At 69.9% G+C, this 13323-nt stretch carries 13 protein-coding genes; 8 read left to right on the top strand and 5 right to left on the bottom strand.

The features are described from left to right. Positions 1-182: 182 nt before the first annotated feature. Complete coding sequence (locus ACBY01_RS16535; RefSeq protein ID WP_416462081.1) at positions 183-926, bottom strand: prepilin peptidase; 744 nt, start codon at positions 924-926, stop codon at positions 183-185. A gap of 32 nt (positions 927-958) precedes the next feature. Beyond that, a complete protein-coding gene (locus ACBY01_RS16530) occupies positions 959-1447 on the bottom strand; it encodes an SH3 domain-containing protein (protein WP_416462079.1) in 489 nt (162 codons plus the stop codon). Positions 1448-1597: 150 nt separating this feature from the next. Here ACBY01_RS16530 and ACBY01_RS16525 point away from each other — a divergent pair, with 150 nt between their 5' ends. Next, complete coding sequence (locus ACBY01_RS16525) at positions 1598-1792, top strand: YMGG-like glycine zipper-containing protein (protein WP_416462078.1); 195 nt, start codon at positions 1598-1600, stop codon at positions 1790-1792. A 65-nt stretch (positions 1793-1857) separates the two neighbouring features. Here the strand turns inward: ACBY01_RS16525 and ACBY01_RS16520 are convergent, their stop codons facing one another. From ACBY01_RS16520 to ACBY01_RS16510, 3 genes are all read right to left on the bottom strand, one after another. Beyond that, the gene (locus ACBY01_RS16520) at positions 1858-3261 is read right to left on the bottom strand and encodes an NAD(P)H-dependent flavin oxidoreductase (protein ID WP_416462077.1); all 1404 of its coding nucleotides are present in this window, start codon (positions 3259-3261) and stop codon (positions 1858-1860) included. An 88-nt stretch (positions 3262-3349) separates the two neighbouring features. Then, positions 3350-4489 (bottom strand): glycosyltransferase family 4 protein, encoded by a 1140-nt coding sequence (locus ACBY01_RS16515; protein ID WP_416462076.1) that lies wholly within the window; start codon positions 4487-4489, stop codon positions 3350-3352. Positions 4490-4500: 11 nt separating this feature from the next. Continuing rightward, entirely contained in the window at positions 4501-5385 is an 885-nt protein-coding gene (locus ACBY01_RS16510) for an alpha/beta fold hydrolase (protein WP_416462074.1), read from the bottom strand. 18 nt (positions 5386-5403) lie between these two features. Here ACBY01_RS16510 and ACBY01_RS16505 point away from each other — a divergent pair, with 18 nt between their 5' ends. The 7 genes from ACBY01_RS16505 to ACBY01_RS16475 all read left to right on the top strand — a co-directional run bounded on the left by ACBY01_RS16505 (position 5404) and on the right by ACBY01_RS16475 (position 12633). Continuing rightward, positions 5404-6801, top strand: coding sequence for a protein adenylyltransferase SelO family protein (locus ACBY01_RS16505; protein WP_416462073.1), 1398 nt, complete (start codon positions 5404-5406; stop codon positions 6799-6801). Between the two features lie 84 nt (positions 6802-6885). Continuing rightward, positions 6886-8301: a succinylglutamate-semialdehyde dehydrogenase gene (astD, locus tag ACBY01_RS16500; protein ID WP_416462072.1), complete on the top strand. Its 1416-nt coding sequence runs from the start codon at positions 6886-6888 to the stop codon at positions 8299-8301. A 75-nt stretch (positions 8302-8376) separates the two neighbouring features. Beyond that, a complete protein-coding gene (gene cobA, locus ACBY01_RS16495) occupies positions 8377-9165 on the top strand; it encodes a uroporphyrinogen-III C-methyltransferase (protein ID WP_416462071.1) in 789 nt (262 codons plus the stop codon). Beyond that, positions 9162-9458: a DUF2849 domain-containing protein gene (locus ACBY01_RS16490; RefSeq protein WP_416462069.1), complete on the top strand. Its 297-nt coding sequence runs from the start codon at positions 9162-9164 to the stop codon at positions 9456-9458. Before cobA ends, ACBY01_RS16490 begins: the two co-directional genes overlap by 4 nt. A 34-nt stretch (positions 9459-9492) precedes the next feature. Beyond that, positions 9493-11124: a nitrite/sulfite reductase gene (locus ACBY01_RS16485; RefSeq protein WP_416462068.1), complete on the top strand. Its 1632-nt coding sequence runs from the start codon at positions 9493-9495 to the stop codon at positions 11122-11124. Between the two features lie 299 nt (positions 11125-11423). Then, positions 11424-11873 carry a DUF934 domain-containing protein gene (locus ACBY01_RS16480; protein WP_416462066.1) on the top strand — a complete coding sequence of 150 codons (450 nt, stop codon included), beginning with the start codon at positions 11424-11426 and terminating at the stop codon, positions 11871-11873. Further along, positions 11866-12633 (top strand): phosphoadenylyl-sulfate reductase, encoded by a 768-nt coding sequence (locus tag ACBY01_RS16475; protein ID WP_416462064.1) that lies wholly within the window; start codon positions 11866-11868, stop codon positions 12631-12633. Before ACBY01_RS16480 ends, ACBY01_RS16475 begins: the two co-directional genes overlap by 8 nt. The last annotated feature ends 690 nt before the right edge of the window (positions 12634-13323 follow it).

The following is a 13323-nucleotide window of genomic DNA, read 5'->3' as shown; positions in this document are numbered from 1 at the left end:
TCCGCAAAGGACGCCGGCCTCGTCTGCTTGCGCATCTCATCTCTCCGATACCCAGCGAAGAGAATCACATCCCCAGCTTTATGCAAAGGTCCCGCGAAGGCTGGGGTCTCTGGCGAGGGAGCGGGGCAGGAGCCGCAGGAGACCCCAGCTTTCGCTGGGGTGACGGGGGAAGTTGGATGACGCTACGCGCCCAGCACCCACATCCCGAACGCCGCCGGTGCGAGCAGCGTGCCGAGCGGCAGGCGGTCGACCGCCGCCAACCGCCACCCTGCCAGCCGCGCCACCAGCACCACCCCCAGCCCCGCCACGCACGCCAGCAACAACGTCCCCGGCAGCGCGCGCCAGCCGAGCCACAGACCGATCGCGCCGAACAGCTTGGGGTCGCCCCCGCCCAGCCCGACGCGACCCCGTAGCCGACGATAGGCGGCGGCCACCAGCCACAGCACCCCGAAACCGGCGACGCCGCCGATCAGCCGATCGGTGAGCGACGGTGCCAGCCCCGTAAACCCGACCGCCAGCCCCAGCAGCGCCAGTGCCGCCGTCAGCGGATCGGGCAACCAGAAGGCGCGCAGGTCGATCGCGCCGAGCCCGAGCAGCAGCCAGCCGAACACCGCGCCCGCCACGCCGGCCCAACCGGGCGCGGCAAGCCCGGCCGCGACGCCGATCGCCAGCCCGAGCAGTTCGACGACGAGGTGGCTCGGGGCGATGCGCGCGCCGCAGCTGCGGCAGCACCCGCGCTGCGCAAGGAAGCTCACCGCCGGCACCAGCTCGACCGCGCGCAAGGTCCGCCCGCAGCCATCGCATGCCGAACGCCCGACGAGGGTAGAGCGTCCCTCCGGCCAGCGGATCGCGAGCGTGGCGAGGAAGCTGCCGAACACCAGCCCAAGCAGCCCCAGCGCCGCCGGCCAGATCCAGGGCTCAGCCATCGCGACGCGTCCTCAGGCCGAACGCGCCGATGCTACAGGTCCTCGCCCGGATCGACGCCCCACAGCCGCGCCTGTTCGACATAGCCGCCGCGGCCGCGCACGTCGAAATAGCACCATCCGCCCGAACAACGGCTGAGACGCCCGACGACGCCGGGCGCGGCGCGCCAGTCGATGTGCGCGCTCGAGCTCGGCGAGGCGCGCAGCTCGACCAGTCCGCCGGTGACGTAGCCGGTGCGCTGGTCGGACAGCAGCCCGACCTGCATCCACCCCTGGGTGCCGTCCGGGTCCTCGATCTTGCGCCAGTCCTGGTAGATGTCGACTACCTTGATCGGCAGGTCGGCGCGGCGGAAGGTCCAGCTCACCGGATAGTTCTTGCCCGGGCCGGTGCGCATCCGCGCCTCGCCCGCCGAGATCGAGGCGAAATAGGGCGGCTTGCGCTTCTGTGCGGACGCCTCGCCGGCGGGAAGCACCGCCGCGACGATCGCCGCCGCTCCGCCAAGCCAAACCACCGAATGCCGCATGCGTTGTCCTTCGTGTTCCCCGGCGGCACCGTATCGCGTTCGCCCTGCCGGCTTCAACCGTTGCGCGTATCGGACGCGGAGCGCCGGTCAGCGGGAACCCCAGGCGCGCGGATGCTTTGGTTCGACAACCCCAATCGACGGAGACCCGCCATGAAGAAGCTGATCGCCCCTGCCCTGTTGCTCGCCAGCGCGCTGCCGCTGAGCGCCTGTTCCACGCTGGCCGGTGCCGGCATCGGCGCGGCGGGCGGTGCCGGCGTTGCCGCGGCGACCGACGGTGATGTCGAAAAGGGTGCCGCGGTAGGCGGCGTCGGCGGTGCCGTCGTCGGCACGGTGGTCGACGACTGACGCCGAGGCGCCCGCGCCGCAGCGAACGAGGGCACGGCCGCCGCGGCGCCGTGCCCTTTTTCGTGTCAGTCCCCGGTCAGGATGCGGTCGACCAGCTGCTTCACCGTCGGCACGAAGCCGTTGGAGTAGAAGGGGTCGAGCTTGAAGTTGTAGGCGGCGTGGCCCGCGAACATCAGGTTGTTGTCGACCGGGCCGCCGTGGGCGATGTCCTGCAGCGTCTTCTGGATGCAGAAGCTGCGCGGATCGGCCAGCCGCCCGGTCGAGTTGGTCTCGGTATCCGCCCAGGACGAGAAGCTGCACTGGCTCAGGCAGCCCATGCAGTCGGCCTGGTCCTTGCGGATGATCTGCTTTTCCTCGGGCGTCACGAACACCAGCGTGTTGTCCGGGGTCTTGAGCGCGTCGGTGAAGCCGGCGCCGAACCATTCGCGCGCGCGCAGCAGGTCGTTGCGCGTCACCCAGAAGTTCTTGCCCTTCACACCGACGTCGAGCTGGAAGCTGTGGTCGCCGGCCTCCTGCGTGGCGAAGGCGATCTGGCGGTCCGAGCGCGCCTCCAAGCTGCGCAGGAATGGGTTGCGCACCGCCGACGAGTAGAAGCCGGTGGGCGAGAAGCGGTGGAGGAGCACGTCGCCCTCCTCGATCCCCATCAGCCGCTGCTTCCACTCCTCGGGGATCGGGCTTTCCTGCGTCAGCAGCGGGCGGGTGCCGAACTGGAAGGCGATGCGCCCCAGCTCGGGATTGTCGATCCAGTCGTTCCAGTCGCGCAGGTACCAGACGCCGCCCGCCATCACGATCGGCACCTCGTCGGAGATTCCGCCCTCGCGCATCGTCTCGCGCAGCGCCTTCACGCGGGGATACGGGTCCTGCGGGGCGAGCGGATCCTCGGCGTTCGACAGGCCGTTGTGGCCGCCGGCCAGCCACGGGTCCTCGTAGACGACAGCCGCCAGCCACTCCGCCGCCTTGGAATAGGCGCGCTTCCACAGCGCACGGAAGGCGCGGCCGGAGCTGACGATCGGCAGGTAATGGACGTTGTACGACGCCGCGATCTCGCTGAGCTTGTACGGCATGCCCGCGCCGCAGGTCACGCCCGCGACCATGCCGCGGGTCCGTTCGAGCACGCCGTGGAGCACGCGCTGCGCGCCGCCCATCTCCCACAGCACGTTGATGTTGATCGCGCCCTTGCCGCCGGCGATCTCCCAGGCGCGCTTGACCTGCTGGACCGCGCCCTCGATCGCGTATTCGACCAGTTCCTCGTGACGCTCGCGCCGGGTCAGCGCGCGATAGACCTGCGGGATGATGCGGCCTTCGGGGTCGTAGCTGTCGGCATTGACGGCGGAGACGGTGCCGATGCCCCCGGCCGCCGCCCAGGCGCCCGCGGATGCGTGGTTGGTGGCGGCGACGCCCTTGCCTCCCTCGACCAGCGGCCAGACTTCGCGGCCGTTGTAGCTGATGGGGGACAGACCTTTGAACAAACCAACCTCCGAGAAAAGCCCGACGAACCGACGCGGCGGACCAGCGATGCCGCGCCTTTACTGCCCAATGCCTGTCGGCGCGAGCGAATTACGCTTGGGGGGCCAGAGCCCCGGGTTTGCCCATCGCCGCTTCGTAGAGGGCGGCATAGGCCGAGATCATCGCGCGCTCGTCGAACAACGCACGAGCGCGTTGCTGGTTCGCGAGCCCGACCCGTCCGCGCGCGACGGAGTCCTGCGCCAGCACCTGCAGGCGGTCGCGCAGATGCACCTCGTGCCGGTCGATCCCCATATAGGGCGTGTTCTCTTCCGCCACCATCTGCGGGATGTCGCCGACCGGCGGCGCCACCACCGGCAGCCCGGCGGCCATCGCCTCCATCACCGAGATCGGCTGCTGCTCGCTCTTCGACGACAGTGCGAAGATGTCGAACAGCCCCATGTAGCGGTGCGGTTCGGGGAGAAACCCGGGGAGATGGACGCGATCCTCGATCCCCATCGCCTCGGCCGCGTCGAGGATCGCCTGCCGCTCGGGCCCGTCACCGACCAGCACCAGCTGCACGTCCTCGACCACGCCACCCACCGCCCGCACCAGCAGCGGCAGATCCTTGACCTCGCGGAACCCCGCCAGCGCGCCGATCACGACCTCGCCCGTCTTGCGGCGGAAGCCGGGGATCGCGTCCGCTGCACAGCCCTCGGCATAGCGCTCCACCGGAATGCCGTTGCCGATGCGGTGGACCCGCGCGCGCGGCTGACGCCAGGTCTCCAGCGCGATCGTCTCCAGGGCGTGGCTGGGAACCACCAGCGCATGGGCGGCGCCCAGGGCGAAGCGCCGGTACATGCTGCGGACCGCGCTCAGCCGTTGCGCCTCGTCGTCGTTGAAGCCGTCCTCGTGATGGACGACCGGCGGCGCCCCCTTGCCGAACACGCGGCGCGCCATCACGCCGTCGATCGCCCCCCAGTTGTAGGTCAGCACCAGGTCGAACCGCGACGCGTAGCGCGCGATCGCCTCGAACCGCGCGACCGAGGGCTTGCCGGTGAGCGACGGCGGGTTCTGCGCGATCTCGTAGCGGATGCCGTTGGCAATCCAGTCGCGCGCGCCGGTCTCGCCGGGCACGCCCGAGACGATGGTGTGGACGGCACGGTCGCCCCAGGCGTTCATCAGTCGGACGGCGCGCTGCTCCTTGCCGCCGGGCGCGAAGCTGGAGTGGAGGTGCAGGATACGGACGGGCATCGGAAACCCCTTCAGGCGAGGCGGGCGAGCAGCCGGTCGATCGCGGCCGCGGCCTCCGGCTCCTCCAGCGTCGGCGCATGGCCGGTGTTCGGGACGGTGACGAGCTCGGCTTCGGGAAGTGCCCCCGCCATGCGCTCGGCGACCGCGGCGGAGAGGATGTCGGAGCATTCGCCGCGGATCAGCGCCACCGGCTTGCCGCGCAGGCCGTCCAGCGCGCGCCACATGTCGGGACCCGCCTCGTTCCCCGGCACGCGGAACGGCTCGGCGATCTTCATGTCGTAGTCGAGCAGGATGCGCCCCGCGCTGTTGAGCCGGTACAGCCGCTTCGCCATCGCCAGCCATTCGGCGATGCCATAGTCGGGGTAGACGTCTTCGTTCGCTTCGGCGAGCGCACGCGCCGCGTGCATCCAGGTCGGGTGCCACAGCTGTCGGCCGACATAGCCGCGGATGCGCGCGATCCCGGCCGGAGACAGCTCGGGGCCGACATCGTTGAGCAGCGCGCCCGCGACGCGATCGCCTTCGGTCGCGGCGAGCAGCATCGCCAGGATGCCGCCGAGCGAGGTGCCGAACACCGCCACGCGATCGAGCGCGAGCTCGGCGAACAGCGCGGCGAGATCCTGCAGATAGGTGAGCGGGACGTAGCTCATCGGGTCGCGGGCATAGCCGCTCTCGCCACGGCCGCGCATCTCCGGCACGATCACCCGCCACTCGCCGGCGAGCCGCGCCGCCACGCCTTCGAAATCGCGCGCGTTGCGGGTCAGGCCGGCAAGGCAGAGGATCGCCGGGCGATCGGCCCGACCGGCATAGTCGCGATAGTGCAGCCGCAGCCCGTCGTTGGACCACCAGAAGCCGTCCTGCCAGGCACCGGGTCGGGGCGGGTTGCGTCGGTCGGTCATCGCTCCCCATATCGCCGTATGCCCGACGCCCCGCAACCCAGTCTCTCGCCTGAAGATTCCGGCCGCTACCGGCCCGAACGGTCGATCCTCGAGCTGGGATCGGACTTCTACGATCCGGTCGCCGCCGCCGACTTTCCGAAGACGATCCTGCGCTACCGCAACGATCGTGCGGCGGCCTCGGTTGGGCTCGAGACGCTCGACGACGCGGCGTGGATGGGCCACTTCGGCCGCTTCGAGCCGCTGCCCGACACCCTGCAGACGCCGCTCGCGCTGCGGTACCACGGCCACCAGTTCCGGTCGTACAATCCCGACCTGGGGGACGGCCGCGGCTTCCTGTTCGCACAGATGCGCGACGGCGCGGGACGGCTGATGGACCTCGGCACCAAGGGCTCCGGCCAGACGCTGTGGAGCCGCTTCGGCGACGGGCGACTGACGCTCAAGGGCGCGGTGCGCGAGATCCTGGCGACCGAGATGCTTGAGGCGCTGGGCGTCGACACCAGCCGCACCTTCTCCGTGATCGAGACGGGCGAGGCGCTCACCCGCGGCGACGAACCCTCCCCTACCCGATCGGCGGTGATGGTGCGGCTGAGCCACGGCCACATCCGCATCGGCAGCTTCCAGCGGCTCGCCTATCTGCGCGATGCCGAGGGCATGGAGCGGCTGGTCGGCTATGTGCTGCGGCACTTCTACGGCGAGGAAGCCGGGGCGGACGGTGCGGTGCGGCTGCTCGACCATGTCGTCGCGCGTACCGCGCGGCTGGCGGGACAGTATATGGCCGCCGGCTTCGTCCACGGCGTGCTCAATACCGACAACATCAACGTCACCGGCGAGAGCTTCGACTATGGCCCGTGGCGGTTCGCGCAGACATGGGACCCGGCGTTCACCGCCGCCTATTTCGACCAGACCGGCCTCTACGCCTTCGGCCGCCAGCCGGAGGCGATCTATTGGGATGCGATGCAACTCGCGGTGGCGCTGCGCGCGCTCGCGGATTCGGAGCCGCTGATCGCGGTGCTCGAGGAATTCGCGCCGCGCTACCAGCAGGCGGTGCGCCAGGCGATGCTCTGGCGGTTGGGCGTGACGCCGCGCGACGACGTGGGCGACCGAACGCTCGTCGCGCGCGTCGAGCAGGCGCTGCGCGAGAGCGGCGCCCCGATCGACGCCTTCTTCCACGACGCGTTCGGCGGCCGCCTGCCCGACGATCCGCGCTACGGCGACGCCTTCGCCGGCGTGCGCGAGTCCCTTCTCCCCTATGCTCCGCGCAAGGACCGCAACCATCCGCACTGGCACGGCGCGCCCTGTACGCTGTCGATCGAGGACGTCGAGGCGATCTGGGCGCCGATCGCCGACCGCGACGACTGGTCGGCGCTCGACGCGAAGCTCGCGCAGATCCGCAGCTTCGGCCAGGCACTTGGCTGAAATCAAACCCGTGTGCATCGAACTGGCGCTCGCCCCGGCTTTGCGGCAGACAGGGGCGCGCGACCGTCTCCACCAAGAGGACCAATGAGCGACACCGAACTCGTCTCGACCGAACCGGCAACCGGGGCGTTCCTGTGGCGGGGAACGTGCGGCAACGTCGATGCCGAAGTCACCGAGGCATGCCAGAGCTGGGCCGCCTGGGCGGCACGGCCGCTGTCCTATCGGGTCGAGGCGATGCGCCGCTTCGCCAACGTCGTGCGCTCCCGCGCCGACGACTTCGCCGACCTGATCGCGCGCGAGACCGGCAAGCCGCTGTGGGAAGCGCGCACCGAAGTCGATTCGGTGATCGGCAAGGTCGACATCTCGGTCTCCGCCTATGCCGAGCGCACCGGCCAGCGTCGGCTCGATTCGCAGATGAGCGCCCGCCTCGCGCTGCGCCACAAGCCGCACGGCGTGCTCGCGGTGTTGGGCCCGTACAATTTCCCGGCGCACCTGCCGAACGGCCATATCGTTCCCGCCCTGCTCGCAGGCAATGCCGTGGTGTTCAAGCCGTCGGAGAAGACGCCGGCCACCGGCGCGTTCCTCGTCGACTGCTACCGCAAGGCCGGCGTGCCCGAGGGCTGCGTTCGGCTGCTGATCGGCGGCCCGGAGGCGGGTCGCGCCCTGTCGAGCCACCCGCTGATCGACGGTCTGCTGTTCACCGGCTCGGCGCGCACCGGCATCGCCCTCAACCGCCAGTTCGCCGAGCAGCCCGAGAAGATCCTCGCGCTGGAGATGGGCGGCAACAACCCCATCGTCGTGTGGGACACGCCCGACGTCTATTCGGCGGCGGTGCTGGTGATCCAGTCGGCCTTCACCAGCGCGGGCCAGCGCTGCACCGCCGCGCGCCGGCTGATCGTCGAGCAGCGCCTCGCCGAGCCGCTGCTCGACCAGGTCAACCAGCTGATCGACCGGATGATCGTCGGCGAACCGCATGCGAACCCCGCCCCGTTCATGGGGCCGGTGATCGACAACGATGCCGCCGACCAGCTGACCGAAAGCTTCCTGAACCTGTCCACCCGCGGCGGACGCCCGATCCGCTATCTCGAGCGGCCGATCGAGGGACGCCCGTTCCTCACGCCCGGGCTGATCGACATGACCGATGCGAGCGAGCGTCCCGATGTCGAGCTGTTCGGGCCGTTGCTCCAGGTAGTCCGCACCGAGAGCTTCGAGGAGGCGATCGCGGAGGCGAACAACACCCGCTACGGCCTGTCCGCCGCGCTCGTTAGTCAGGATCCGAAACGCTACGACGCATTCTGGGCGAACATCCGCGCCGGCATCGTCAACTGGAACCGGCCGACCAACGGCGCCGCGTCCAACGCGCCGTTCGGCGGGATCGGCTGGTCGGGCAACCATCGGCCGAGCGCCTTCTACGCGGCGGACTATTGCGCCTATCCGGTGGTCTCGTCGGAAGCCGAGCAGGCGCGGGCGTCGATCGGCCTGGGCCTGCGCGACGCCTGAGCGAAAGTTTCGCTAGGGCCGCACGAAGCAACCGTGACGTTGCGTGATCGCGGTGCGGGGGCCATGTCGGCGATCATGGCTACGCTATTCGATCCGCACGCGCGTGGGCGCGTCATCCTGGTGGGTGCCGGGCCCGGTGATCCGGGGCTGCTGACCGTCCGTGCGGTCGAGGCACTCAAAGCCGCCGACGTGGTGGTGCATGACGGGCTGGTCGACGATCGCGTGCTCGATCTCGCACCCGCCGCCGCGCAGCGCATTTCGGTTGCCAAGCGCCGCTCCCGCCACACGCTGCCGCAGGACTCGATCAACGCGCTGATCGTGGCGCATGTGAAGACCGGCGCGATCGTCGTGCGGCTGAAGGGCGGCGATCCGTTCATCTTCGGTCGCGGCGGCGAGGAGGTCGAGGCGGTGCGCGCCGCCGGCCTGCCCGTAGAGGTGATCCCCGGCGTCTCGGCCGCGCTCGGCTGCGCGGCCGGGGCGATGCTGCCGCTCACCCACCGCGACTGGTCGTCGGCGGTCAGCTTCGTCGCCGGCCAGTGCAAGGGGCTGACCGACCAGGATTGGTCCGGCCTGGCCGGCAAGGGGCGGACGCTGGTGATCTACATGGGCGTCGCCACTGCCGAGGCCATCGCCGACAAGCTGATGGCCGACGGCGTCGCCCCCGACATGCCGGTCGCGGTGCTGGAGCGCGGCACCCTGCCCGGCGCCCGCGCGCTGCGCACCCTGCTCGCCGATCTCGGCCCGATGGTGGCGCGCGAGACGGTGCAGAGCCCGGCGGTGATCGTCGTCGGCGAAGTCGTCCAGCTGGCGGACGCGGAGGACAAGCTCGGCGCCTGGGCGGCGGCTGCGGAGGCGATGGCGTGAAGATCCTGACCGGAAACGACCTGGCGAGCGGCGACGTGGTGTGGTGGACCGGCGGCGGCTGGTCGCGCCACCTGGCCGAAGCGGTCGACGTCGGCGCGAACGGCGAGGCGATCGCGCATGTCGAGGAAGCCGCGTTGCGGGTCAACGTGCCGTACGTGATCGATGCCGAGGGGACGTCGGAAGGTCCGCGCCCCGCGCACATCAAGGACCGAATCCGCGCGCTCGGCCCCACCGTCCGCCCCGACCTGACGCTCAAGCCCGCCGATCCGGCCGCCGGAAGCTGGGTGATATGAACCGCCGCCCGATCCGGCGCGCGACGAGGTAAGCATGTACCAGTACGACGAATTCGACCGTTCCATCGTCGACGCCCGCGTCGCGGAGTTCCGCGACCAGGTCCAGCGGCGGCTGGCGGGGCAGATCACCGAGGACCAGTTCAAGCCGCTCCGGCTGATGAACGGGCTCTACCTGCAGCTTCACGCCTATATGCTGCGGGTGGCGGTGCCCTATGGCACGATGGACAGCCGCCAGATGCGGATGCTGGCGCACATCGCGCGCACCTACGACCGCGGCTATGGCCACTTCACCACCCGCCAGAACCTGCAGTTCAACTGGATCAAGCTGGAGGACACGCCCGACATCCTCGCGGAGCTCGCGACGGTCGAGATGCATGCCATCCAGACCAGCGGGAACTGCATCCGCAACATCTCGTCCGACCAGTACGCCGGTGCCGCCGCCGACGAGGTGACGGACCCGCGCCCCTGGGCCGAGCTGCTGCGCCAGTGGTCGACCTTCCACCCCGAGTTCACCTACCTGCCGCGCAAGTTCAAGATCGCGGTGATCGCGGCCGACGAGGATCGCGCGGCGATGCGGCTGCACGACATCGGGCTGCAGATCGTCGAGCGCGACGGGCAGCTGGGTGCGGCGGTCTACGTGGGCGGCGGCATGGGCCGCACCCCGATGATTGCGTCGCTGATCCGCGACTTCGTGCCGTTCGAGGATTTCGTCAGCTATCTGGAGGCGTGCCTGCGCGTCTACAATCGCTACGGCCGCCGCGACAACATGTACAAGGCGCGGATCAAGATCCTGATCCACGAGCTGGGCGCCGACGAATATCGCCGACAGGTGGAGGAAGAGTTCGTTGCGGTGAAGGCGCTGGGCATTGATCCCCCGCCGGCCGAGTTCGACCGCATCGCCGCGCACTTCGCCCCGCCGGCATTTGAGGAAGGTCTGTCGGACGCGGTCGACCGCAGCGATCCCGATTTCGCCGTCTGGCTCGACCAGAACGTCAAGGCGCACAAGCAGCCGGGCTATGCGATCGTCAACATCAGCCTGAAGCCGGTCGAGGGCATCCCGGGGGACGCCTCGGCCGACCAGATCGACCGCATGGCGGACTTGGCCGAGCGCTACAGCTTCGACGAGCTGCGCGTCACCCACGCGCAGAACATCGTCCTGCCGCATGTCCGCCAGGCGGACCTCTACGCGGTGTGGCAGCAGCTGGTGGAGGCTGGCCTCGCCGAGGCGAACCTCGACCTGATCGGCGACATCATCGCCTGTCCCGGGCTCGATTATTGCAGCCTCGCCAATGCGCGCTCGATCCCGCTCGCGCAGAAGATCGCCGGCCGTTTCTCCGACCTCGGCCGCCAGCGCGATCTCGGCGAGCTGAAGCTCAAGATCTCGGGCTGCATCAACGCCTGCGGCCACCATCACGCCGGCCACATCGGCATCCTGGGCGTCGACCGGAAGGGGACCGAGAACTACCAGCTGCTGCTGGGCGGATCGGGCGCCGAGGACGTGAGCCTGGGCAAGATCACGGGGCCGGGCTTTTCCGAAGACGGCGTGGTCGACGCGATCGAGCGCGTCACCGACCGCTATCTGGCTGAACGCCAGCAGGGCGAGCGCTTCGTCGACACCTACCGCCGGATCGGCATGGAGCCGTTCAAGGAGGCGATCTATGGCTGAGCCGATCGCTGCGCGTCACCGTGCGGCGGGGGCGTCGCCCAAGCCCCAAACCGTCATCCCATCGAACGCTGGGATCTCCCGCGGCCGTAGCCCGACCCCGAACCCGGCGATGCCAGCCTTCGCTGGCATGACCTTCGCGGCGACCGTTGGCCGCTTCCCGCGCACCGTCACCCCAGCGAAGGCTGGGGTCTCCCGCGGCTCCTGCCGGGGCAGCAGCCAAAAGATGCCAGCCTCCGCCGGCATGATCTTCGCGACAATGGCTGCGCCCTCCCCCCACCTCGCCCTGGCGGAGAACCTCCATGTCTGATCCCGCCGACACCGCGCCATCCAGCTTCCTGCGCTTCCGCGACGATGCGCCGCACGACGAGCCGGCGGTGACGCTGGACGCGTTCCTGGGCCAGTCCAACGCTACGGCCGTGCGGCTGGAGGCGGGCGACGACGCGCGCGCGCTGCTGCCGTACCTCGATCGCATCGCGCTGGTGGAAGTGAGCTTCCCCAAGTTCCGCGATGGTCGAGGCTACTCCTCGGCCCGCGTCCTGCGCGAGGCGGGGTACGAGGGCGAGCTGCGCGCGCAGGGCGACGTGCTGGTGGACCAGCTGCTGCCGATGCGGCGCTGCGGCTTCGACAGCTTCGCGCCCGAGGCGCCGATCGACCAGACGACGGCCGAGGCGGCGCTCGCGCGCTACGACCATGTCTACCAGCGCGCCGCCGACCCGGTGCAACCCGTGTGGAAGCTGCGTCATGGCTAATGCCGCGCTACGTGTCCCCGACCGGCTCGACCTGACGCCGCGCTTCACCACGGCCGATGCCGCGCGGCTGAACGAGCGGTTCCGCGGCGTCGACACGCAGGAGATGCTGCGGGTCGCGCTGGGCGAAGGGCTGCTCGGCGAAGTCGCGGTGGTGTCGTCGTTCGGCGCGGAGTCGGCGGCGTTGCTGCACTTGGTGGCGAGCGTCGACCGTTCTGTGCCGGTGCTGTTCCTCGACACCGGCAAGCACTTCCCGGAGACGATCGCCTACCGCGACGAGTTGGTGCGCTTCCTGGGCCTCACCGACCTGCGTATCCTTCAGCCCGATTCCGACCGGCTGGCGGCGCGCGACGAGAGCGGCCTGCGCTGGTCCTACGACCCCGACGGCTGCTGCGAGATCCGCAAGGTCGAGCCGCTTGCGCGCGGACTGGCCGCATTTGATGCGAGCTTCACCGGGCGCAAGGCGTTTCAGGCGACGACGCGCGCGAACCTGCCGCGCTTCGAACTCGACGGCGACCGGCTGAAGGTGAACCCGCTGATCACCTGGTCCAAGGAAGAGCTCGACGCCTATTTCGTCGCGCACGACCTGCCGGTGACCCCGCTGGTCGCGATGGGCTATCCGTCGATCGGCTGCCAGCCGTGCACCAACAAGGTAGCGCCGGGCGACGACCCGCGCTCCGGCCGGTGGAGCGGCTGGAACAAGACCGAATGCGGGATCCACACCCCCATTCCCGACGGCGACCCGAACCAGCCCGTCTTCTGACCGGCTGCGGCCGAAGCCGCGCCCGTCCTTGCCACTCCAGTGCTCCCGCAAAAGCGGGAGTGCAAGGCCACGCCCATCTTCGCTTGAGACCTGCGCGCGCGTCGCCGCGGGCGCTCTCGCGCGTCGTGCTTGTGGGCAACCTGTGGATAACCCGTTGGCAAGCGGTTCGCGGAGCGTTGGCACCGTGTGAGCGACTAGCGGACAGCCAAATCGTGTTGTGGGGGGCGTGTGGAGAGCCCGTGCGCAACCTTGTGGATAAGCTGTGGGCAAGGCGTTCAGGAGCGCGGGCATAAGCCCGTGGATGCCTGCGGCAAGAGGCTGTGGATAAGGTGTGGAAGATGGCGGCGGAGCGCTTCTACGCGGGGGTCGCTTTTAGGGGCAGGCGCGCGCTGCAAGCGAGCCGCCGTACCCCGGCGAAGGCCGGGGCCCAGATGCGAAGGTGGTGCGGGGCGCACCGACCGTCGACGCCGTCTGCCCGGCGGCTCTGGCGGGGATTTAAGCCTAGCCCTCGCCGTGCGCCTGCGCAGGCAGCAGCCGGGGGTTTTCTGGACTTCGCAAGCGATGGTTCTGCTTGGCCCTGGATCCCTGCCTTCGCGGGACCTTTGCATAAAGCTGGGGATGTGATTCTCTTCGCTGGGTATCGGAGAGATGAGATGCGCAAGCAGACGAGGCCGGCGTCCTTTGCGGACC

It is taken from the genome of Sphingomonas mangrovi (genome assembly GCF_047975845.1).
Classification (GTDB): Bacteria; Pseudomonadota; Alphaproteobacteria; order Sphingomonadales; family Sphingomonadaceae; genus Sphingomonas.
This window is presented reverse-complemented; position numbering and strand designations above follow the sequence as displayed.